Source organism: Streptomyces sp. NPDC002701, assembly GCF_042889045.1.
In the GTDB taxonomy this organism is placed as follows: domain Bacteria; phylum Actinomycetota; class Actinomycetes; order Streptomycetales; family Streptomycetaceae; genus Streptomyces.
This window is the reverse complement of the sequence record NZ_JBIAQL010000015.1, coordinates 16,233-37,550: the sequence shown is the minus strand read 5'-3', so window position 1 is coordinate 37,550 and position 21,318 is coordinate 16,233. Positions and strand designations below refer to the sequence as shown.

The window sequence follows — 21,318 nt, the reverse complement described above, 5'->3', positions numbered from 1 at the left end:
GGAGCCCCGAGCTCCCAGGGTCATCCCCTGCGGACCGTTTTCCCCGAGCGGCCCGCCTCCCGTTGAAGATCTCCCCTCGGCGGCGGCGGCCAATCCTCGGGCGGGGTCACTCGAAGGAGGGGTGTTACCGCCCAGAACCCCACTTTCGAATGTGCATTCGAGAGCGTACGGGTGACGGAACGACTACGGATTACGCAGGAACAACCAGCAGGAGCAGCGGTACGGCCAACGGTACGAGTGGACCGGCGGGCTCGTGCGGGACGAACCGGCCGAGCGGATCTTTGGGGGTGCCAGCGTATGGTGCGGCGCATCGACGTGACCGGGGCGGGCGGGGTGCGCCTCGCGGCCTGGGAGTTCGCCGACCCTCCCAAGGCCGATCCGCCCCGGGGCGAGCGGGCCGGCGGGGTCGAGCGGGCGCCCGGCGTGCTCTTACTGCACGGGCTGATGGGCCGTGCCTCGCACTGGGCGTCCACCGCCCGCTGGCTCGGCGAGCGGCACCGGGCCGTGGCGCTCGACCAGCGGGGCCACGGGCAGAGCGAGAAGCCGGCGGAGACGGAGTACACCCGCGGGGCGTACGTCGAGGACGCGGAGGCCGCTCTGGAGGAGCTGGGCCTCGCCCCGGCCGTCCTCATCGGGCACGCCATGGGGGCCCTGACGGCCTGGCAGCTCGCGGCCAGGCGCCCCGACCTCGTGTGCGGGCTGGTCATCTGCGACATGCGGGCCTCGGCGCTCGGGTCCGCCTCACAGCGTGAGTGGGAGAACTGGTTCAAGTCCTGGCCGGTTCCGTTCGCCACGCTCGCGGACGTCCGGAAGTGGTTCGGCGAGGACGATCCGTGGGTGGAACGGCCGAACCCGGCGCGCGGGGAGTTCTACGCGGAGGTCATGGCCGAGTACGCGGACGGGTGGCGGCCGGTCTTCGAGCCCGAGCAGATGCTCAAGTCGCGGGAGACGTGGGTGTACGACGCGCACTGGGAGGAGCTGGCGCAGGTGTGCTGTCCGACGCTGGTCGTGCGGGGGCTCGACGGGGAGTTGGGGCGGGCCGAGTCCCAGGAGATGGTTCGGGTGCTGCCTGATGGGCGGTATGCGGAGGTGGCCGAGGCGGGGCATCTTGTGCACTATGACCAGCCGTCGGCCTGGCGGGATGCGGTTGAGCCGTTTCTTGACGAGGTGTTGCGCTAGGTGGGTTCGGCTGGGTGCGGGTGGGTGGGGGCTCGTCGCGCCGTTCCCCGCGCCCCTTAAAGATTGCGCAGTTCCCCGCGCCCCCTTAAAGATTGCGCAGTTCCCCGCGCCCCCTTAAAGATTGCGCAGTTCCCCGCGCCCCTAGAAGCTTGCGCCGTTCCCCGCGCCCCTGAAAAGACTGCGCTTTCCCGTGGCCTGGCGGTGGTGGGTTATGCCTTGCTTACTGCTGTCAGGATTTCTGGGAGGTTGTGGGCTGTTCGGGGGGCGGCCAGTTTCAGGCCCGCGAGGGTGAGGAGGGTGCCGTAGGCGGTGCCCAGGGGGAGGAGGAGCCAGGTCCACGCCTCGCCGTCCGCCGAGACGTTGAGGTAGATGGTGAGGGCGATGACCGGGGCGCACAGCAGCGCCGCCGCGACCATGCCGCCGAAGATCGAGATCCAGGCCAGTCCCGCCTGGCCGGGAGCCACGCTCTTGTAACTCTCCTGCGGGATCGAGTACGGGAAGCGGGCGGAGGACCAGGCACCCGTCGCCAGCATCGCGCCGAGCAGCGCGAAGGAGAGGCCGAGCACCTCGGGCAGGGCCGGCCAGTCGCCGAGCAACGCCGTCGTCAGGACGGTGACGAGCGTGGCGTACGGGAGGGTGATCAGCAGGAGGGCGAGCGCCCGGCCCCGCAGTTCGACGTACGCGTCCCTGGTCGAGGAGATCGTCATCGCGACCATCCAGAACGCGGACGTGTCCTGCCCGAACTGGTTGTACATCTGGATGCCGAGCATGCCCGCGGCGAAGCACGCGAAGTAGATCGACCCGGTTCCCTGCAGCGCGTTGAACAGCGGGACGATCAGGCCGATCGCGAGCGACGTCACCCACGCCGCCTTCGTCTTCGGATCCCGCCACACGTACCGCAGGCTGCGCTCCACGACCGTGCCGGTGCGGCCGGGCGGCAGCAGCCGGCCGAGCCCGGAGGAGCGCCCCGCCGTGTCCCGCACGGGCTCGCCGGCCTGCAGCGTGGAACCGTCCGGCGAGGTCATCAGCCGGGTGAGGCTCCGCTGCCAGTGGCCGAGCAGTCCCGCCAGGGCCAGCCCGCTCAGGGCGAGCTGGGCGGCCCCGACGGCGTACGAGCCCTCGCTGACGGAGTCCACCGCGCCGAGCGCCGACGCGGGCGGCACCCAGCGCAGTACGTCCGCCGCCGGGTCCAGCGTGGACAGGCCGGACGAACCGAGCCGCTGCGCCCCGAAGTTGACGACCTGGGCGCCGACCGCGATCAGCAGACCGCTCAGCACCGCCAGGTCACGGCCCTTGCGGCTGGTCAGCAGCCGGAGGTTGGCGGTCGCGACGGCCCGGGCGAACGCCACGCAGACCAGGAGCGCCAGGACGGCCGCGACGACGCCGGCGACGTACGCCGCGGCCCCGTGCGCCGTCGCGACGACCGAGCCGGTGAGCAGGCACAGCGTGAACAGCGGTCCGATGCCGACCAGCGACGCCACCAGCAGGGCGCGGACGAGGGGGCGCGGGCGCAGCGGGAGCATCACCAGGCGGGTGGGGTCGAGGGTCTCGTCGCCGCCGGGGAAGAAGAGCGGCATCACGGCCCAGCCGAGGGCCAGTACGGCCGTGAGCAGCACCGTGACGTTCACCGCGTGCGGGTTGCCGCGCAGGGCGATCAGGCCGATGAGCTGGGCGGCGGCGAAGAGCAGCACGACGACGAGCGACGCCACGTACGCGGCCCGCCGTCCGGCCGACTGCCGCAGGCCGTTGCGCAGCAGGGCCAGCTTCAGCCGTACGACGACCGAGGTGACAGAGGCGACAGAGGTGACGGAGGTGGTGTGGCGGGCGGGGGTGCTCATCGGGCTCCGCCGCCGAGCCAGTCGAGGTCTGAGCCGGTGTCGCGGCCGTTCGCACCGACCAGTTCGAGGAAGGCCCGCTGGAGGGACGGGGACTCACCGCGTACCTCGGCGAGCGGGCCGTGGGCGCGGATGCGGCCCGCGGCCAGCACGGCGACCCAGTCGCAGAGCGACTCGACGAGTTCCATGACATGGGAGGAGAAGACGACGGTGGCACCGGAGGCGGTGTACCGCTCCAGCACCCCGCGGATGGTCTGGGCGGACACGGGGTCGACGCCCTCGAACGGTTCGTCGAGGAAGAGCACTTCGGGGTTGTGCAGCAGCGCGGCGGCCAGGCCGATCTTCTTGCGCATACCGGTCGAGTAGTCGACGACCAGCTTGTGCTGGGCTCCGGCGAGGTCGAGCACGTCGAGCAGCTGGGTGGCGCGCTTGTCGACCTCCGCGCCGGGGAGTCCGCGCAGGCGGCCCGTGTAGGCGAGGAGTTCGCGGCCGGAGAGCCGCTCGAAGAGGCGCAGCCCCTCGGGCAGGACCCCGATGCGGGCCTTGACCTCGGTGGGGTCGCGCCACACGTCGTGTCCGACGACCTCGACGGTGCCCTGGTCGGGGCGGAGCAGGCCGGTCACCATCGACAGGGTGGTGGTCTTGCCGGCTCCGTTGGGTCCGACCAGGCCGATGAACTGCCCCGCGGGCAGCTCCAGATCGATGCCCGCGACGGCCACCTGCTCCCCGAACCGCTTCCATAGTCCCCGCACCCGTACCGCGACCGCGTCCACCGGACCTCCCACCGTCATGCGGAGCACGATACGGACCCGCGGAGCGTTTTCGCCGAAGCAGGGGCGCAGCCCCGCTTCCGAGGACGCGGGGAACCGCGCGACCGGCCCCCGCCCACCCGCACCCGATCACCGGCAGGCGCCGCGGACACCCGGCGGGCGCCGCAGGTCACCGGCGGACTTCGGGCTACCGCCGGGCGTCCCGTCCGCACGCGTAGGCCAACGGCGAGATCAGCTCCTCCGCGTCCGGCAGCCACCGGTTCGCCGGGGTCGGCCGGCAGGCCCACTGGACAGCCCCGCGCCCCCCGACCCGCGTGGGCGGCGCAGCCACGTACGTGCCTTCCCCGAGCACGTCCAGGTCCAGGGAGGCGAGCGGCCAGCCCAGCCTGCGCACGAGATCCGGCACCTTCGCCGCGGCCCCCGGCAGCACGAAGAACTGCATCCGCCGGTTCGGCGTGCAGGTGACCGGCCCGAGCGTCAGCTCCATCCGCCGCATCCGCGCGAGCGCGAGGAACCCCGCGGTCTCGGGCACGTCGATCGCGTCGAACGTCCGTCCCGTCGGCAGCAGGATCGATGCCGCGGGCTGCTTCGCCCACAGCCGGCGGGCGACGGTCACACTGCCCGTCACGAGCGTCGACCAGTCCCCCCGCGCCGGGTGCGCGCCGGGGGAGGCGCACGAGGGCTCACCGCACGAGCAGCGCTGCACACCCTCGACGGCCTCCAGCCAGGTGCCGGGGAACACGTCCCAGTGGCGTTCCTCGGCATAGCGCACGGCGGTGTCCTGCAGCGACTCGCCGCGCTGCTTCGGGATCTGGGCGGTCTCGGGGCCTGCGATCGTCTCTTCCACGTCCCACTCAACTCCCGCACCCACCCGGGGTTACGGCTCCTGCGCGCGCGGGGGAGGAGCACCGATTCCATGGGTGGGGCGCATGGGTGCATGTGCGGGGGCGCGCAGGGGAGGCGGCAGCGGGTGGTGGGTAGCCCTGTGAGGGGCAGGCAGCAGCCTTTACCCCGGCAATCCTCGCATGTCTCGCATCTTCGGTATGTCCGCGGGGCATTGATCTTCGAGACCGGATCTCTCCTCCTCGGCACCGGGGCGCGGGAGGTCCCGGTCACTGAGGGCTCATCAACTCGGTGCGCGTGGGCAGGCACCGCAGCCACAGGGGGTACGCCAATGGCCGCAAGGCCGCTCGTCGCGCGGCAGCCGAACGAACGACTGCAGGCGCTCATCCAGGAAGCAGGCTGTTCGAACGCCGGTCTGGCCCGCCGGGTCAACATGTGCGGCGCGGAGCACGGTCTGGACCTGCGCTACGACAAGACGTCCGTGGCGCGCTGGCTGCGCGGACAGCAGCCGCGGGGCCGGGCGCCCGCGATCATCGCCGAGGCGCTGGGCCGCAAACTGGGCCGGACCGTCACGATCGACGAGATCGGCATGGCGAACGGCAAGAACCTCGCCTCGGGCGTGGGCCTGCAGTTCTCCCCGACGGTCCTCGGCGCGATCGAGCAGGTCTGCGAGCTGTGGCGCAGTGACGTGGGGCGCCGGGACTTCCTGTCCGGCTCGTCCGTCGCGGCCTCCGCGCTCGTCGAGCCGAGCCGGGACTGGCTGATCTCCTCGCCGGACGCGCAGGTGTCGCGCTCGGCCGGGCCGAGGGTCGGGCAGTCCGACGTGGCGGCGGTCACCGCGATGACCCAGGCGCTCGTCGACCTCGACCACCAGTACGGCAGCGGGCATGTGCGCCCCGTCGTCGTGCACTACCTGAACAGTGTCGTCTCGGGGCTGCTGGCGGGTTCGTACCGGGAGGCGGTCGGCCGGGAACTCTTCGCGGCCGTCGCGCGGTTGACGGAGCTGGCGGGCTACATGGCGATCGACACCGGGCAGCCGGGGCTCGCGCAGCGCTACTACATCCAGGCGCTGCGGCTCGCCCAGGCGGCGGGCGACCGTGGCTACGGCGGATACGTGCTCGCCGCGTCCATGAGCCACCTGGCCGCGCAGCTCGGGAATCCGCGGGAGATCGCGCAGTTGGCGCGGGCGGCGCAGGAGGGGGCGCGCGGGCGGGTCACACCGCGCGCGGAGTCCATGTTCCACGCCGCGGAGGCGCGCGGGCACGCGCTGATGGGTGACGCGCGCTCGGCACAGGCCGCGTCCGGCCGGGCCGTGGCGGCGCTGGAGCAGGCCGACCCGGACTCGGGGGACGACCCGCGCTGGATCGCGCACTTCGACGAGGCGTACCTGGCCGACGAGCTGGCGCACTGTCACCGGGACCTCGGCCAGGCCGAGGCGGCCGCGCGGCGTGCGGAGGAGTCCCTCGCCGGGCATCCGGAGTCGCGGGCCCGGCGGCGCGCGATCGGGTATGTGCTGCTCGCCACCGCGCAGGTGCAGCAGCGCGAGGTGGAGCAGGCGTGCCACACGGGTCTGCGCGCGGTCGAACTGCTGGGCACACTGCGCTCGAACCGCGGCGCGGAGTACCTGGAGGACTTCCAGCAGCGACTGGACCCGTACCGGGAGGAGCCCGTGGTACGGGAGTTCGGGGCGCGGATGGACCTCCAGGCGGCTGCCTGACGAACGGGCGCCCTCCGGGCACGGAGGGCGCCGTCCGGCACCCGCGGCATGCTGTCCGGAACCCGAGGGGTGTTGTCCGGATCACTCCGGTCGGAGGTCACGGCCGAGAAGTGCTCCGGGCCGCGCCCCTCTTGGGCTGCCAGGGCGTGAACGTGCGTGTGACGAAGCACGCATGGTGAAAAGAGGCGTGAAACAGGGGCTCGAACAGCGTCCCGGTGGGCGGTTTGTCACCCGCTGTCCCCGGTGGCGGGAGTCACGTCCTGTGCTGCGTGGCACCGGCCTGCGGAGACCCGGTAGCGTGAACCGACGATTCCGAAGGTCCCCCATTCGTAGGAGTCCCGGTGACGCACAACGGACAGGGCGACGAGCCCTCGGCGCGACCCGCGCGCGAAGGCATCGTGCTGCCGTCCGACGGCGGCGAGCCCCTCCTGCCGGGGCAGACGGGCGACCGTGCGGTCCCGGCGGGCGGTCAGGCGTGGGACCAGCCGTGGGGCCCGCGGCCCGCACCGCAGGCTCCCCAGGAGCCCGGGCAGGGCGGCTGGTCGTCCGGGGACGAATGGGGCAGAGCGGACCAGGGTCAGGACCAGGGCCAGGGCGCACCGGGTGCGCAGGGCTCCGGATACGGCACGCCCGAGGCGGGGCCCGGTGCCTCCCAGGGGCAGGACGCGCAGGGCTCGCAGATCTCGAGTTGGAGCGCCTCGCCCCGGGGCACGGGCGGCCCGGGGGAGCAGCCCCCGAGCTGGGACGGCTCCGCGCCGGACCAGGGCGTACCGCAGCAGGACATGCGGGGCCGGAGCCCTCAGGGCCGGCACGGACAGGGACAGCAGACGCAGGGCCGGCACGGACAGAACCAGCACGGACAGAACCAGCACGTGCAGGGCCAGGGGTCCGGTGCGCCGGGTGGCTCGGGCTGGGACGCGTCCGGCGGGCAGGGCACGCGGTACCCGGAGCCCTCGGAGCAGTACGGGACCCAGGGTTCCGGCGGGCAGTGGGGCGCCCCGCAGACGCCCGGCGGCGCGATACCCGGCGCCCCGATGGACGAGGGCGCGACCCAGTTCCTGCCGCCCGTCGCCGCGGCCGGGCCCGCGGACGAGGGCGCCACGCAGTTCCTTCCGCCGGTCGGCCCGGGCGCGCTGCCGCCTGAGATGCCCGCCGCGGGTACGGCACCCGCGGCGACGTCCGCCGAGTCCACCCGGTACCTCGGCCGCGTCCCGAAGGACGGCCCCGGGCCGGTGTCCGGCGGCAACGGCGCGGGGCCCCTGCCCCCGGCCGTGGACCCCGACGCCCAGCCCACGCAGTTCATGGCACCGGTCCCCGCACAGCCCGGCGCGCCCGGGTACGGGGTACGGCCGGGCGGGCCGGAGGACCGGCAGCAGCCGCCGGCCGAGTTCGACAACCTCTTCCGGTCCGACGCGGGGGCCGACGCGGGAGGCTCCACGCAGCAGCTTCCGCGGTTCGAGCAGCCGCGGGCCCGGCAGCAGGGGAGGCGGCCGGGCAGACAACCGGGCGGCGCCTCACCGGAGTTCGGCGCTCCGGCCGGATTCGGTACGCCGTCCGGTTTCGGCACCCCCGTCGGCGCGGGCGCACCGACGGCCCCCGACGGGCCGGGCGGGCGCGGCGGGCGACGGGCCGCGGCGGACGGTGACCACGGCCGCGGTGGCCGGTCCTCCCGGTCCCGCGTACCGCTCATCGCCGCCGTCGGCGTGGGCATCGCCGTGCTCGGCATCGGCGCCGGCGCCCTGCTCAGCGGCGGCGGGAGCGACGACAAGAGCGCCGAGAACACGACGGTGGCGGCGACCGCGCCGGCCACCGAGGACTCCGGTGCCGAGTCCGTGGGGCCGGAGGAGGCGCAGGCCGTGGCCCTGGACAAGCTCCTCGCGGACAGCGGCAACAGCCGTGACTCGGTGGTCAAGGCCGTCGACAACGTACGCAAGTGCACCAATCTCGGCCAGGCCGCCACCGACCTGCGCAACGCGGCGAAGCAGCGCAACGACCTGGTCACACGTCTCTCGGGGCTCACCGTCGACAAGCTGGAGAACCACGCGCAGCTGACCGCCGCGCTCAACAGTGCCTGGAAGGCGTCCGCCTCGGCGGACAAGCACTACGCGGCGTGGGCCGACCAGGCCGCGGGCAAGAAGGGCTGCACCAAGGGCCAGGCCCGCTCCACCGGCCAGACCGCGGCCGGCAACCGGGAGAGCGGCACCGCGACCCTGCAGAAGGCCAAGGCCGCGAAGCTGTGGAACTCGATCGCGCACACCTACGGACTGACGGAGCGCCAGCCCGGGCAGCTCTGATCAGATCGTGGTCTTCTCCAGGACCTTCGACACGTTCACGAAGCCCGTGCGTTCCGTGACCAGCTTGCCCTTGCGCACCACCTGGAAGGTCACGTCCGCGTTGACCAGCCGCGGGAAGCCGCTCGCGGCGATCAGGTCCTGGAAGCTCCAGCTCAGGGTCGGCGTCAGTCCGCCCGTGTCGATCCTCAGCCCGTCGTCGAGCGTGCGCCGCAGCGTCCGCGAGGAGACCTCGCCCTCACCCAGCGACTCGACGGCCTTCTGCAGGGCGGTGTACGCGACCCAGGTCGTCTGCACACCGGGGTCGGCGACGTCGATCCGGTTGTCGCCGAACGCCTCCTGCCGGATGACCTCGCGCATCGGCTTCCACCGCTTGTCGCTCGACGCCGGATACCAGCCGGTCACGTACGCGCCCTCGTAGGTACGGCCCGTCGCGTCGATCATCGACTGGTCGACGCTGCCCAGCACGGACGCCGTGTGCACCGTCGGGTACTCCTCGCGGGCCCGCCGGAAGGAGTCCATGAAGATGTCCGTGCGGTCGCCCAGCGCGGGGATCACGCACCCCTCCTCCTGCGGATCCGTCGTGGACCGCTGGAGCGCCCGCCGGGCGTGCCCCGCGTACTCCGTGGCGTCCTCGGCGGCCCGCTGGTCGACGGAGGCCGCGTGCCCCGCCGCCGTCAGCCCGGAGTCGAGCAGTACGGGCAGTTCGTCGCCGGCGATCGTGTCGGGACGGATGAGCGTCACCGGGCCGCAGGTCCTGGCGAGCTGCTGGCCGAGGCCGGCCAGCAGGGAGGGCTGGCCGCCGTTGACCGGGTAGGAGAGCGGGCTGGTGAACTCGTCGTCGGTGACGCCGTAGCCGCCGAGGTAGGGGATGCCGGCCGCCTCCAGCGGGGAGAAGAAGGACCGGGCGTGCTGGCTGTACGAACCGACGACCGCGACGACGTTCGCCTCGACCGCGCGGCGGGCGCAGCTCGCGGCGCCCACCGTATCGTTGCGGTCGTTGCAGGTCAGCACTTCGAGCTTGCGGCCGTTGATGCCGCCGTGGGAGTTGACCCAGCGCGCGTACGCCTTCGCCATGGCGGGCATTCCGGGCTTGTTGGTCGTTCTGGTCTTCTCGGGCGCCCAGGTCATGACGGTGATGGTGTCGCCCCCCGAACCCCCCGTGGTACCGGGGACGACACCGCACCCGACGGCTGTCGACACACTCAGCGCCAGCGCGCCCGCGAACAGCACTCTGGCCCTGGTGAAGGGGAGACGGAGGACGCGGGCTGCGGGGAGGAAGGTGCGCGTGGGTCGCCTGCCGGTCATGTACCCACACGATTCCGTCACACCGCTACGGCCGGTGTCACCCTTGGTCAACGCATGGTGACAGGAGGGTGAACAGCGGGGTGCGGGGCGGGCCGGTCCGGTGGGAACGTACGATCGGTGACCGTGCAAGGTTCGGAGAACTCTTCCCGTCGCGGGCGTCGCTCATCCACCATGGGCGGCATGCCACTGAACGACATGCCGTGGTGGCGCTGGCGCAGCAATGTGCGCTCCGCGCTGCACATGCTTTCCGACACCGAGTTCCAGCGGGGGATATGGCTCGCGGGGGTCGACGGGTACGGGGACGTGACCGACGCCGTCTACCGCCTCGTCGAGGACACCTGGCTGGACAACTGGTCCGCCGAGAAATACGTCGGGACGATCTTCCGGGACTCCCAGGAGGCGGCGCTCGTCGACTCCGCCGTGCTGCGGGTGCTGCGGATCATGCATCAGGTGGGGCCCGACGCGCCCGTCTCCGCGTATCTCGACCACCCGGGGTGGCCGGAGGCGGTGCGGGCGGCTCGGGACGCGCACGTGCGGATGGCCGTGAGCGACGGGGAGGAGCCGGATGTTCCGCCCCGGACGCTCGAGGTTCTGCGGATCATGACGCGGTCCGCGTAAGGGTGCGTGGTTCCGGGCGGCTGAGGGTGCGTGGTCCCGGGCGCTTGGGGGTGCGTGGATCCGTGCGGGCCGGTGGGGGGCGAGCGCGCCGTTCCCCGCGCCCCTGACGGGGGCCGTCCGGATCGCGGGCGAGTGCGTGGGGGCGGGGTCCCGTATGGGACCCTGGCGCACATGAACGAGCAGTACGTCCTGACGCTTTCCTGCCCCGACAAGCAGGGCATCGTGCACGCCGTGTCGAGTTACCTCTTCATGACCGGCTGCAACATCGAGGACAGCCAGCAGTTCGGTGACCACGACACGAAGCTGTTCTTCATGCGGGTCCACTTCTCGGCCGAGTCGCCGGTGACGCTGGAGAAGCTGCGGGCGAGCTTCGCGGCGATCGGTGACTCCTTCCAGATGGAGTGGCAGATCCACCGGGCCGAGGAGAGGATGCGGGTCGTGCTGATGGTCAGCAGGTTCGGGCACTGTCTGAACGACCTGCTGTTCCGGGCGCGGATCGGGGCGCTGCCGGTCGAGATCGCCGCTGTGGTGTCCAACCACACGGACTTCGCCGAACTCGTGGCCTCGTACGGCGTGCCGTTCCGGCACATCCCGGTCACCAAGGACACCAAGCCGCAGGCCGAGGCGGAGTTGCTGCAGCTGGTGCGGGAGCAGGACGTCGAGCTCGTGGTGCTCGCCCGGTACATGCAGGTGCTCTCGGACGATCTGTGCAAGCAGTTGAGCGGGCGGATCATCAACATCCACCACTCGTTCCTGCCGAGCTTCAAGGGTGCGAAGCCGTATCACCAGGCGCATGTGCGCGGGGTGAAGCTGATCGGCGCTACCGCGCACTACGTGACGGCCGACCTCGACGAGGGGCCGATCATCGAGCAGGAGGTCGAGCGGGTGGGGCACCAGGCCACGCCGGAGCAGCTCGTCGCCGTGGGGCGGGACGTGGAGTGCCAGGCGCTGGCCCGGGCGGTGAAGTGGCATGCCGAGCGGCGGATCATGCTGAACGGGCGACGGACCGTCGTCTTCGACTGAGGGACCGGCCGAGGGTGCGGGTGAGGGCCCTGCCGGGGGTGGCCGGGTCGGCGTGGGTGGGTGACGGGGGCGTTTCGGGCGCCTGCCGTGGGGCGGGGGGTCGGGGGCCGGCGTGACATGTCCGATCCTCGGTCTGGCGCGACTGAGCCGTTTGCGGGGAGCCCGGAGCGGACGCGCCATCCGCTGCGGGCGGACACGTCGCCCCGGCCCCCTTCCGACGTCTCGCGGCTGCGGGGCGTCTACATGCGGCTCAGTGAGGCCGCTGCGAAGAGGACGTCTCTGATCGCCTCGCGGTCGCCCAGCTGGCCGGCCGCCGCCTCCTCGGGGGAGACGTGGCCCGCTGCCAGCTGGCAGAACTCCACGCCGTCCAGGGCCACGTGCGCCACCTCGTGGTCGGGGGAGGGTGCGGCGCCGGGCGAGTCGAGCGGGATGAGCCACTCCCCGCCGCCCGAACCCTCGATCTCCAGGCGCAGACTGCGACCCGGGACCAGGTGGCGGGTCGGTCCCGGGGCTGCGAGGCCCGCCCGGCGGCGGGCGGCCAGGGCCGACGGGAGCAGCCGGGCACCCAGGTCGATCATCGCGTGCAGATGGCGGGGCGAGGGCGGCTGGTAGGGGTAGTCGACCGCGTCCGCGATGTCTCCCGCGTGGACCCAGGTCTCGAAGGCGCGATCCAGCATCGCGTCCCGCAGCGGGAGTTCGAAGTCGCCGTACGGGACCGGGAGGCGGCCGGAGCCGCCGCCGGCGAAGGCCGCCGTGCGGACGAGGTGATGCGCCTGCTCGCGCCATGGGCCCCGTACGGAGCGGGTCGGCGGGACGTGGGCGGCGCCCCAGTACGCCTCGGTGCGGCCGGCGGGCGTGGGGGTGTCCGCCGCCGCTTCCAGGGGGTCGTCCAGGCCGAGCGCGAGGGCGACGAGGCCGTCCACGGTCAGGAGGTGGGTGATCACTCCGGCGACGGTGGTGCGCCGGCTCGTCGGTTCGTCGCCGTCGAACCAGCGCAGGCGGACCGGGGCGTGCCACTCGGCGTCGCCGATGTCCTGGAGCAGGGCGTCCAGGCGGGCTGTCTCGGCGTCGTACGGGGTGGCCCAGGCGGGGACGGGGATGCGGGGCGGGCGGCGGCCCAGGCACGTCTCCAGGACGCGGGTGCGCAGGGCCGGGTCCAGGTCGAGGCTCTCGGGCGGGTGCAGGAGGCCCACCGCCTCGCGCAGGCGCAGGGCCTCGTCCGCGCAGGCACCGCAGCTCCCCAGGTGGTCCTCGACGGCCGCCGTCTCCTCGGGGGAGCAGGCTGCCAGCGCCCAGGCACCGAGCAGGGCCTTCAGCACCCGGTGTTCGAAGGCCGGCGGCGCAGCGGGGGCGAGGGACAGGGGGAGGGGGTGGCCCGTGTCCTCCACGGACGCGCGCGGCATGGGTATGCGGGGAGAAGAAGGGAGAGGGGTGGGGAGTGCCGGGGGCGCGTCGGGGGACTGTGGGGGTGGCTCGTTCTTTTCGTCGTCCTCGTCGTACTCGCCGGAGGAGCTTGTGCCGTTCACCGGGTACCCCCGTGTTCGGGCGGCGTCCCGGAGGGGCCGGAGTCGTGGGCCGTGGACAGGAGTTGGAGGCCGAGGCGCAGGCGGCGGCGGGCCTCGTCCTCGGTGACGCCCAGGTCGGCGGCTGTCTGGCGGTAGCCGCGGCGCTGGAAGTAGGCGAGTTCCAGGGCGGCCCGCAGCGAGGTCGGCATGGACGTGACGATGTAGTCGGCGCGGGCCGCCACCGAGGCGCGGCGGACCCTGCGTTCCAGTTCGTCGGTGTCGTCCGTGCCCTCGTGGGCGAGCGCCGCGGTCTCCGTGGTGCGCAGGCGCTGGACGGCGAGGCGGTGGGTCAGGGTGGCGACCCAGGAACGCAGAGGGCCCTGCTTCGGGTCGTACGCCTCGGGGTTCTCCCAGACGTGGGTGAAGACCTCGCGGGTGATGCTGTCGGCCGCGCGCTCATCTCCGAGCACGCGATGGGCAAGGCCGTGCACGAGCGAAGCGAATCGGTCGTAGAGCTCACCGAGCGCGGCAGCCTCTCCCCGCGCGAGCCGCTGCTGCATCTTGCGGTCCCAGCGGGGTGGCGCGTCCCTGTTGGCCATCAGGCCCCCTCGCCCCTGTCCGTGCCGTGCGCCTGTCCCTGTGTCCACCGGATTCTCCTCTCCGGCCTCCTCACGAATGTAGTCGGCACCTCTGACCGCGCACGCCCCTTTGTGGCAATGCGCGCCCCTGGAAGGAGCCCGGATGGTAGGGCGCCGATCACGTGGTGCAGGGGTGGGCGCACGCTCCGTGCGCCGGGGCGCCGACTTGTTCTGATCGGGGCCGACCGGAACCGGTCGGCAGGGGCTCGTTGCGATTCGGTAATCCGTGTTTCGCGGAGCGGGAGGTGGGGCAGCCACGCAGCAGGGAAGCGAAGGAGTGCCTTCCGTTTCCGTTCCGGTCCGGCCGTTGCGGGCCGTCCGGGTGCGACCGACATCGTCGAGCGAGGGACAGGCGCGTGACGCTCAGGGTGACCGAAGGCGAGCAGCGCGGCTGGGCCGTCGTGCGGGTCTCGGGTGAGATGGATCTGGTGACGTCACCGGTGCTGCGGCAGCGGATGCACGAGGCCGTGGCCGACGGGCGGCGGGACGTCGTGCTTGATCTGTCCGGAGTGCAGTTCTGCGACTCCAGTGGTGTCGGGGTCCTGATCGGCGGACGCCGGCTGATCAAGTCCTGTCAGGGCCGGCTCCGGTTGATCCTGCCCGCGCAGGGCGCCGTGGAGGGGTCGCATGTGAACCGGGTCCTCGGCGCCCTCGGTGTGCGCAGGCTCTTCGACGTGTATCCCGATGTCGGGGCCGCCGTCGACGACGAGTCGAGTTCACTGCCCGCGTGAATCCCGTCACGTACGGGGAAGATCGTCTGTAGGTCCGTGACGCCGTTGTCGCGGATTTTCCCCGGTCTTGGCACAAGCGTCGTTTTCCGGCTCCCGGAGGGTCCCGGTCGTCGTACGCTCCGTGCCAGACGCACCCACGTGATGTAAGGCGGCCCGAAAAGACATGGTCAGTACCGAGTACGAGCGGAAGATCGCTGCCCGGTTCGCCACCTTCGACCAGGACGGCAACGGCTACATCGACCGCGAGGACTTCAACGCGGCGGCGAAGGCGCTGCTCGCCGAGTTCGGCACGGCGGCCCGGTCCGACAAGGGCCAGGCCCTGTACATCGGCGCGGAAGCCTTCTGGCAGGGCATGGCCGGCATAGCGGACCGTGACGGCGACCAGCGGATCACCCGCGAGGAGTTCGTCAACGGAGCCGTGAAGCGGCTGCGGGACAACCCCGACCGGTTCGCCGAGATCGCCCGCCCCTTCCTGGACGCGGCGCTCGCCGTCGCGGACGGCGACGGGGACGGCTCGGTGTCCGTCAAGGAGACCACCCGGGTCCTCACCGCACTGGGCGCGTCCGAGGAGACGGCCGCCACCGCGGCGGGCACGCTCGACGCGGACGCCGACGGGCTGGTGACCGAGCCGGACATCGTGCAGGCGTTCGCCCGCTACTTCATGGTTGCCGAGTAGCGCTCCCTGAGCCTGTACTTGAGCACCTTGCGCAGGGCCTCGTTGCGCGGAAGGGCGTCCACCACCTCCAGTTGCTCCGGCAGCTTGTGGACGGACAGTCCTTCCGCGCGCAGATAGGACGACAGGTCCGCCAGGGTGAGCGGCCGGGCGGCCGGCGGCTGTTCGACGACCGCGCACACCCGCTCCCCGCGCTCCGCGTCCGGCAGGCCGATCACCGCGACGTCGCCGACGCCGGGATGACCGTGCAGCAGGTCCTCTATCTCCTTCGCGGAGATGTTCTCGCCCTTGCGGATGATGACGTCCTTCAGGCGGCCCGTCAGGACGAGGTGGCCGGTGGGGGTGAGGTGTCCGAGGTCTCCTGTGATCAGGAAGCCGTCGTCGTCGAAGGCCGCCGCGGTCTGCGCCGGGTCGAGGTAGCCCCGGCAGACGGCCTCCCCGCGCAGGCGCACCTCCCCGTCCGTGATGCGGATCTCCATGCCCTCGGGGGGTCTCCCCTCGGTCGTCGCGAGGTTCTCCTCCGTGTCGTCCGGTGAGCCCATGGTGATCATCGGGACCTCGGTCATGCCGTATCCGTGGGTGAGGCGGACCCCCATCTCGCGTACCACGGCGTGGTGGAGCTCGGGAGGCTTGGGCGCGCCGCCGCCCGCGAGCAGGCGCAGGGTCGGGATGAGCCGTGTGTCCGGCCGCTTGCGCTGCTCGGCCAGGAACATCGAGTAGAACGCCGTGGAACCGCCCGCCACCGTCACCCCGTGCTCGCGGTAGCCCTCCAGGGCGTCCGGCAGCGTGAACGTCTCGAAGAGGACGGCGGGGAACCCGTACAGCAGCAGCATGACCAGGTAGTCGGGGCCGCCGATGTGCGCGAAGGGGAACGCGATGGATCCGATGTCGTCGGCCGACAGGTGCAGTGCGTGGGCGAGGCAGGAGCCCCCGGCGATCAGCGAACGGTCCGTGTGCAGCACGCCCTTGGGGTCGGACGTCGTCCCGGAGGTCCAGTAGATCCAGCGCACGTCGGTGCCGGTGGCGGGGGGCGGGGGGAGCGTCGACGGGTCCCCGGTGGGGAGGGTGCCGTACGCCTCGAAGACGCCGCGTGCGCCGACGCGTTCCGCCATCGCCGTGTGGTCGAAGCCGCGCCACCGGCCCGGTACCGCGAAGAAGGCCGCCTCCGACGCGCGCAGCGCGAAGGCCACCTCGCGGTCCCGGTAGAAGGGGATCACCGGGGACTGGACCGCTCCGATCCGGGTCAGGGCCATCGCCAGCAGGACCGTCTCGATCCGGGTGGGCAGCTGCCAGGCGACCACGGTCCCGGGGCGTACGCCCATGGCGTGCAGGCCCGCCGCCGTCCTCTCCGCGCCGGAGCGCAGCTCCTCGAAGGTGAGGGTGCGGTCGTCCTGGAGGAGGACCGGGCGGTCGGGGGTGAGCGCGGCGCGGCGCTCGACCAGTTCCCAGAACGTGCGGGAGGCGCCCAGCGCGTGTGCGGTGTCCGTAGGCATGCCCGTACCCTCCGAGCTGACGGGTTGTCAGATTGGTCAGGGAGCGTAGGCGTCGGCGCCTTGTCGGTCCAGGGGTGCGGGGCTAGCCTGCGTCTGACGGTCCATCAGATATGTTGCCGGAAAGGGCTGGACCATGACCGAGCTGCCCCGGATCATCAGCGTCGACGACCACGTGATCGAGCCCGCGCACCTCTTCGAGACCTGGCTGCCGAGGAAGTACCGGGACCGCGGTCCGAAACCGCTGACGGCCGGTATCGGTGAACTGGCCTACGTGGCGGGCAAGTACCGGATCACGATGGACCCGGACGGGCCGCCGACCGACTGGTGGATCTACGAGGACCTGCAGTTCCCGTACAAGCGCAACATCGCCGCCGTCGGCTTCGACCGGGACGAGATGACCCTGGAGGGCATCACCCGCGAGGAGATGCGGCCCGGATGCTGGGACCCGGCCGAGCGGCTCAAGGACATGGACGCCAACCACGTGGAGGGGAGCCTGTGCTTCCCGACCTTCCCGCGGTTCTGCGGACAGACCTTCGCCGAGGCGCAGGACAAGGAGGTCGCGCTCGCCTGCGTGCGCGCGTACAACGACTTCATGGTCGAGGAGTGGTGCGGCGACAGCGGCGGCCGGCTCGTCCCGCTGTGCATCATCCCGCTCTGGGACATCGGCCTCGCGGTCGCCGAGATCCGCCGCAACGCGGCCCGCGGCGTGCGGGCCGTGACCTTCTCCGAGATCCCCACCCACCTGGGACTGCCGTCCATCCACTCCGGGTACTGGGACCCGTTCTTCGCCGTCTGCCAGGAGACCGGCACGGTCGTCAACATGCACATCGGCAGCAGCAGCCAGATGCCCGCCGCGTCCCCGGACGCCCCGCCCGCCGTCCAGGCGTCCCTGAGCTTCAACAACGCCATGGCGTCGATGATGGACTTCCTGTTCTCCGGTGTGCTCGTGAAGTTCCCGCGCCTCAAACTGGCCTACAGCGAAGGCCAGATGGGCTGGATCCCGTACGCGCTGGAGCGGGCCGACGACGTGTGGCAGGAGCACCGGGCCTGGGGCGGGGTGCGCGACCTGATCCCCGAGCCGCCGTCCACGTACTACTACCGGCAGATCTTCTGCTGCTTCTTCCGCGACAAGCACGGGGTCGCCTCGCTGGACGTGGTGGGCCGGGACAACGCGACCTTCGAGACCGACTACCCGCACGTCGACTCGACCTTCCCGCACACCAAGGAGGTCGCCCTCGACCATGTGAAGGGCCTCGACGACGAGACCGTGTACAAGCTGATGCGAGGCAACGCCATCCGCATGCTGGACCTGGATCTCGACAGGTGATGGACCTCTCGTACTCGGCCGAGGACGAGGAGTTCCGGGCACGGCTGCGGGAATGGCTCGCCGAGGTGCTCCCGGGACTGCCGGCGAAACCCTCGCCCGGCGACTGGCCCGGGCGGCGCGCGTACGACCTCGGCTGGCAGCGGCGGCTGTACGACGCCGGGTACGCGGGCCTCCACTGGCCCGTGGACGCCGGCGGCCGCGGGGCCACGCCGACCCGGCACCTGATCTTCCTGGAGGAGACCGAGAACGCGGGCGCCCCCTATGTGGGGGCCAATTTCGTCGGGCTGCTGCACGCCGGGCCCACCATCGCCGCCGAGGGGAGCCCTGAGCAGCGGGCGCGCTGGCTGCCGCCGGTCCTGCGCGGCGAGGAGGTGTGGTGCCAGGGGTTCAGCGAGCCGGACGCCGGCTCGGACCTCGCGTCGCTGCGCACGCGCGCGTGGCGCGACGGCGACGACTACGTGGTCAGCGGTTCCAAGCTCTGGACCTCGCACGCCGAAGTCGCCGACTGGTGCGAGCTGTTGGTGCGCACCGATCCGCGGGCGCCGAAGCACCGGGGGATCTCGTGGCTCGCCCTGCCGATGGACGCGCCGGGGATCACGGTACGTCCCCTGCGTACCCTCACCGGTTCGGCCGAGTTCGCCGAGGTCTTCCTCGACGAGGTACGGGTGCCCGTCGCCCACCGGGTCGGTGAGGAGAACGACGGCTGGCGCGTGACCATGGTGACGCTGTCCTTCGAGCGCGGCACCGCCTTCGCCGGCGAGGTGGTCGCCTGCCGGCGCGTCCTGCGCCAACTGGCCTGCGAGGCACGGAAGAACGGCCGCTGGGACGACGTACCGCTGCGCCGCGGGCTCGGCAGGCTCAACGCCGAGTTCCGGGCCCTGTGGCGGCTGACCCAGTGGAACGTGAGCGAGTCCGAGCACACCGGGGCGGTGCCGGGCGTCGGCGGTTCCGTCTTCAAGCTGCGGTACTCGCAGGCACGCCAGGAGCTCTACGACGCGGCGGCGGAGGTGCTGGGCCCCGAGGCGCTCGACCTGGGCCGGGAGTGGACGGTGGACCGGCTGTCGTCGCTCTCGTACACCATCGCGGCCGGGACCTCGCAGATCCAGCGGAACATCGTGGCGGAGCGGATCCTGGGCCTGCCGAAGGGACGGTGACCGGATGGACTTCCGGCTCGGCGACGATCAGCGGGCCCTGCGGGCGGGGGTGCGGGAGCTGCTGGCGCGCAGGTTCGGGCCGGAGCGGCTGCGGGCCGCCGCGGCCCCGCCCCGGGACGCGGGTGCCGGGGACCGGGGGAGCGCCCCTGTCCTGGACCGAGCGCTGTGGCGCGAGCTGGGCGAGGCGGGCTTCTTCGCGCTGCGGCTGCCCCAGGCGCGGGGCGGGGTCGGACTGGGGCTCGCCGAAGCGGTGCTGGCCTTCGAGGAAGCCGGCCGCGCCCTGCTGCCCGGACCGCTGGTGGCCACCCATCTGGCGGCCGGCGAGGTGCCGGGAGCGGCCACCGGCGCGTGCGTGGTCGCGGCGGTCGACGGCACCCTCGTCGAGTGGCTGGACGCGGCGGACGTCGTACGCGGGGACGTGACGGGCGCCGTCGCCCTGCGCTCGGCCGACCCGCTGACGCCCCTGCACCGGGTGCCCCGGGCGGCGCCCGGTGATCCGGTGGCCGTCCTGCTGACCGCCGCCGAACAGCTCGGCTCCGCCGGGCGCACCTGTGCGCTGGCGGTGCAACACGCCCGGACCCGTGAGCAGTTCGGGCAGCCGATCGGGGCCTTCCAGGCGGTGCAGCACCTGTGCGCGGAGATGCTGGTACGCGTGGAGGTGGCACGCGCGGCGGTGTACGCGGCGGCCGTCACCGGTGACCCGCTCGACATCGCGGCGGCCCGGCTGTCGGCGGACGAGGCCGCCGTGCGCGGGGCCCGCGACTGCCTCCAGGTGCACGGCGGCACGGGGTTCACCTGGGAGTCCGACGTGCACCTTCACCTCAAACGGGCCTGGTGCCGGGCCCGGCGCGGGCCGGCCGCCGCGGAGGCAGAGGAAGCCCTGGCGGAGGAGCTGCTGGCTCCGGCGGAGCGGCCGGGAACGTGAGCCGCCCCGCCGGTTTGCCGCCGATCGTGGCACTGCGGAACGGGTCACGGGGGACGGATGACGCGGAACGTGGCATACCGGAATTACCGAGCGTCGATATCGGGTTGTGTCCTATGCGTGACTCGTCACGCCCCGGAGTCGGCGGCGTGCTCCGGTACCTTGTGTGGGATGCGAGTGGTTCTGAGGCCGGGCCATCACGGTGCTGCCCCCGGGGCAGCCCCGGATCCGGCGATGCGCGCCGCTCGCGGGGCAGGAAGCAGGACCGTTCCTGCCTGTTCGACTCCCCGTGGCGAGCGTCGCACAGTATGCCGCACGCGTACTCCTTCGCGCTGGAATATGCCCGAAGCGCTTGTTGGGGTGACTGTACGTCAACCATGCTGTCTCTCTAGGGAATCACGTTCCGTGAACCCTTTTCTGACCACGATCGTGGCCCTTGCGAGGCGCGAGGCGATGTGTCCGCCGGTTCGGATGGTGTGAGCGGTGCAGGTGCTTCAAGTGCAGCTGGAGATCCGGCCCGACCCCGCGGAGGTGGGGCGGGCCCGGAGGTGGGCGCGTTCACGGCTCGCGGGGTCCGGGATAGCGGCCGACGAGCCGCTGGCCGAGACGCTGATCCTGCTCGTCTCCGAACTGGTCACCAACGCCGTGGTGCACACCGGCCGCCCCGCCGTGCTGCGCCTGTCGGTACCGGCCGCCGCGGCCGGGCCGGCGGCCGGCGGGCGGGCCCTCGGTGAGGTCGTCGCCACCGTCCGGCTGGAAGTGCTCGACGCCAGCACCCGGGCCCCGCGCCTGCGCTGCTCGGACAGCGACGACACCAACGGCCGCGGCCTGGCGCTCGTCGACGGCCTCGCCGACCGGTGGGGCTGGAGCGCCGAGGGTGCCGGCAAGCGCATCTGGTGCGAGCTGGACCGCTGTTCGCCGGCGGCCGCGGTCACCACGGCCCGCGAGGCGGCCCCGGCGGCGTACGGGGATCTGGCGTACGAGGCGGTCTGACGCGCGGGAGCGGGCGCTCGTGCAGCGGCGCGCCCGCTGGCGCACGGGTGGCACGGAGTGCGGGGTCCGGACGTCCGGTGATGCCGGGTGCGCCGGGCCGTGCTTCCTTCCGCGTGGGCCACAAAAGGTGCTTAAGGGATGAACCCCTGGTGGGGTGTTGACGCCCCGTGTCCGTTTCATCACGCTTGTGGTCAGTGGTTCGCCGCGAGGGGACGACGAGGACTTCGGTGACGGAGGCCCTCGGCGAGTGCGGACCGCGATTCGGCGTCGGCTCCCGTGGGGCCAGGAGCAGGGCGGG

18 protein-coding genes are annotated in these 21,318 nt (G+C 72.5%); 11 read left to right on the top strand and 7 right to left on the bottom strand.

Annotated elements, in window-relative coordinates; translation table 11 throughout:
• Positions 1-297 precede the first annotated feature (297 nt).
• Positions 298-1,179 (top strand): alpha/beta fold hydrolase, encoded by an 882-nt coding sequence (locus ACFYXC_RS29975; protein WP_388913225.1) that lies wholly within the window; start codon positions 298-300, stop codon positions 1,177-1,179.
• Between the two features lie 209 nt (positions 1,180-1,388).
• Here the strand turns inward: ACFYXC_RS29975 and ACFYXC_RS29970 are convergent, their stop codons facing one another.
• From ACFYXC_RS29970 to ACFYXC_RS29960, 3 genes are all read right to left on the bottom strand, one after another.
• Positions 1,389-3,017 (bottom strand): transporter, encoded by a 1,629-nt coding sequence (locus ACFYXC_RS29970; RefSeq protein ID WP_389555105.1) that lies wholly within the window; start codon positions 3,015-3,017, stop codon positions 1,389-1,391.
• On the bottom strand, positions 3,014-3,805 hold the full coding sequence (locus tag ACFYXC_RS29965; RefSeq protein WP_388913231.1) for an ABC transporter ATP-binding protein: 792 nt from the start codon (positions 3,803-3,805) through the stop codon (positions 3,014-3,016). Before ACFYXC_RS29965 ends, ACFYXC_RS29970 begins: the two co-directional genes overlap by 4 nt.
• A gap of 166 nt (positions 3,806-3,971) precedes the next feature.
• Positions 3,972-4,631 carry a bifunctional DNA primase/polymerase gene (locus tag ACFYXC_RS29960; protein WP_389555103.1) on the bottom strand — a complete coding sequence of 220 codons (660 nt, stop codon included), beginning with the start codon at positions 4,629-4,631 and terminating at the stop codon, positions 3,972-3,974.
• 327 nt (positions 4,632-4,958) lie between these two features.
• Between ACFYXC_RS29960 and ACFYXC_RS29955 the strand changes: the two genes are divergently transcribed.
• Entirely contained in the window at positions 4,959-6,344 is a 1,386-nt protein-coding gene (locus ACFYXC_RS29955; RefSeq protein WP_388913237.1) for a transcriptional regulator, read from the top strand.
• Positions 6,345-6,685: 341 nt separating this feature from the next.
• Positions 6,686-8,638 (top strand): hypothetical protein, encoded by a 1,953-nt coding sequence (locus ACFYXC_RS29950; protein WP_389555102.1) that lies wholly within the window; start codon positions 6,686-6,688, stop codon positions 8,636-8,638.
• Here ACFYXC_RS29950 and ACFYXC_RS29945 read toward each other — a convergent pair whose 3' ends face one another.
• Entirely contained in the window at positions 8,639-9,943 is a 1,305-nt protein-coding gene (locus ACFYXC_RS29945; protein WP_389555101.1) for an ABC transporter substrate-binding protein, read from the bottom strand.
• 117 nt (positions 9,944-10,060) lie between these two features.
• On the opposite strand from ACFYXC_RS29945, the gene ACFYXC_RS29940 reads away from it, so the two are divergent.
• Positions 10,061-10,561 (top strand): hypothetical protein, encoded by a 501-nt coding sequence (locus ACFYXC_RS29940; protein ID WP_388913246.1) that lies wholly within the window; start codon positions 10,061-10,063, stop codon positions 10,559-10,561.
• 171 nt (positions 10,562-10,732) lie between these two features.
• Complete coding sequence (gene purU / locus ACFYXC_RS29935) at positions 10,733-11,584, top strand: formyltetrahydrofolate deformylase (RefSeq protein WP_389555099.1); 852 nt, start codon at positions 10,733-10,735, stop codon at positions 11,582-11,584.
• A 239-nt stretch (positions 11,585-11,823) separates the two neighbouring features.
• Here the strand turns inward: purU and ACFYXC_RS29930 are convergent, their stop codons facing one another.
• Entirely contained in the window at positions 11,824-13,110 is a 1,287-nt protein-coding gene (locus ACFYXC_RS29930; RefSeq protein ID WP_389555097.1) for a zf-HC2 domain-containing protein, read from the bottom strand.
• Positions 13,107-13,688 (bottom strand): sigma-70 family RNA polymerase sigma factor, encoded by a 582-nt coding sequence (locus tag ACFYXC_RS29925; protein WP_389555095.1) that lies wholly within the window; start codon positions 13,686-13,688, stop codon positions 13,107-13,109. The genes ACFYXC_RS29930 and ACFYXC_RS29925 overlap by 4 nt, the downstream gene beginning before the upstream one ends.
• Before the next feature lie 395 nt (positions 13,689-14,083).
• Here ACFYXC_RS29925 and ACFYXC_RS29920 point away from each other — a divergent pair, with 395 nt between their 5' ends.
• Together ACFYXC_RS29920 and ACFYXC_RS29915 are read left to right on the top strand one after the other, a co-directional pair.
• Positions 14,084-14,458, top strand: coding sequence for an STAS domain-containing protein (locus ACFYXC_RS29920; protein WP_388913258.1), 375 nt, complete (start codon positions 14,084-14,086; stop codon positions 14,456-14,458).
• A gap of 163 nt (positions 14,459-14,621) precedes the next feature.
• Positions 14,622-15,134, top strand: coding sequence for an EF-hand domain-containing protein (locus tag ACFYXC_RS29915; RefSeq protein WP_388913261.1), 513 nt, complete (start codon positions 14,622-14,624; stop codon positions 15,132-15,134).
• On the opposite strand, the gene ACFYXC_RS29910 is transcribed toward ACFYXC_RS29915, so the two are convergent.
• Positions 15,113-16,624, bottom strand: a complete 1,512-nt coding sequence (locus tag ACFYXC_RS29910) for a class I adenylate-forming enzyme family protein (RefSeq protein ID WP_389555094.1) — start codon at positions 16,622-16,624, stop codon at positions 15,113-15,115. The two genes, ACFYXC_RS29915 and ACFYXC_RS29910, sit on opposite strands and share 22 nt — an antisense overlap.
• A 133-nt stretch (positions 16,625-16,757) precedes the next feature.
• Here ACFYXC_RS29910 and ACFYXC_RS29905 point away from each other — a divergent pair, with 133 nt between their 5' ends.
• From ACFYXC_RS29905 to ACFYXC_RS29890, 4 genes are all read left to right on the top strand, one after another.
• Complete coding sequence (locus ACFYXC_RS29905) at positions 16,758-17,951, top strand: amidohydrolase family protein (RefSeq protein ID WP_388913267.1); 1,194 nt, start codon at positions 16,758-16,760, stop codon at positions 17,949-17,951.
• Positions 17,951-19,105 carry an acyl-CoA dehydrogenase gene (locus tag ACFYXC_RS29900; RefSeq protein ID WP_389555092.1) on the top strand — a complete coding sequence of 385 codons (1,155 nt, stop codon included), beginning with the start codon at positions 17,951-17,953 and terminating at the stop codon, positions 19,103-19,105. Before ACFYXC_RS29905 ends, ACFYXC_RS29900 begins: the two co-directional genes overlap by 1 nt.
• A gap of 4 nt (positions 19,106-19,109) precedes the next feature.
• Entirely contained in the window at positions 19,110-20,030 is a 921-nt protein-coding gene (locus ACFYXC_RS29895) for an acyl-CoA dehydrogenase family protein (RefSeq protein WP_389555091.1), read from the top strand.
• Positions 20,031-20,525: 495 nt separating this feature from the next.
• Positions 20,526-21,020, top strand: coding sequence for an ATP-binding protein (locus ACFYXC_RS29890; RefSeq protein WP_389555267.1), 495 nt, complete (start codon positions 20,526-20,528; stop codon positions 21,018-21,020).
• The last annotated feature ends 298 nt before the right edge of the window (positions 21,021-21,318 follow it).

Bases quoted from the DNA above. Each gene is read 5' to 3' on its own strand.
- ACFYXC_RS29945 (WP_389555101.1), bottom strand. From the start codon at position 9,943: ATGACCGGCAGGCGACCCACGCGCACCTTCCTCCCCGCAGCCCGCGTC.
- ACFYXC_RS29965 (WP_388913231.1), bottom strand. From the start codon at position 3,805: ATGACGGTGGGAGGTCCGGTGGACGCGGTCGCGGTACGGGTGCGGGGA.
- ACFYXC_RS29900 (WP_389555092.1), top strand. From the start codon at position 17,951: ATGGACCTCTCGTACTCGGCCGAGGACGAGGAGTTCCGGGCACGGCTG.
- ACFYXC_RS29975 (WP_388913225.1), top strand. From the start codon at position 298: ATGGTGCGGCGCATCGACGTGACCGGGGCGGGCGGGGTGCGCCTCGCG.
- ACFYXC_RS29905 (WP_388913267.1), top strand. From the start codon at position 16,758: ATGACCGAGCTGCCCCGGATCATCAGCGTCGACGACCACGTGATCGAG.
- ACFYXC_RS29925 (WP_389555095.1), bottom strand. From the start codon at position 13,688: ATGGCCAACAGGGACGCGCCACCCCGCTGGGACCGCAAGATGCAGCAG.
- ACFYXC_RS29895 (WP_389555091.1), top strand. From the start codon at position 19,110: ATGGACTTCCGGCTCGGCGACGATCAGCGGGCCCTGCGGGCGGGGGTG.
- ACFYXC_RS29910 (WP_389555094.1), bottom strand. From the start codon at position 16,624: ATGCCTACGGACACCGCACACGCGCTGGGCGCCTCCCGCACGTTCTGG.
- ACFYXC_RS29915 (WP_388913261.1), top strand. From the start codon at position 14,622: ATGGTCAGTACCGAGTACGAGCGGAAGATCGCTGCCCGGTTCGCCACC.
- ACFYXC_RS29955 (WP_388913237.1), top strand. From the start codon at position 4,959: ATGGCCGCAAGGCCGCTCGTCGCGCGGCAGCCGAACGAACGACTGCAG.
- ACFYXC_RS29970 (WP_389555105.1), bottom strand. From the start codon at position 3,017: ATGAGCACCCCCGCCCGCCACACCACCTCCGTCACCTCTGTCGCCTCT.
- purU (WP_389555099.1), top strand. From the start codon at position 10,733: ATGAACGAGCAGTACGTCCTGACGCTTTCCTGCCCCGACAAGCAGGGC.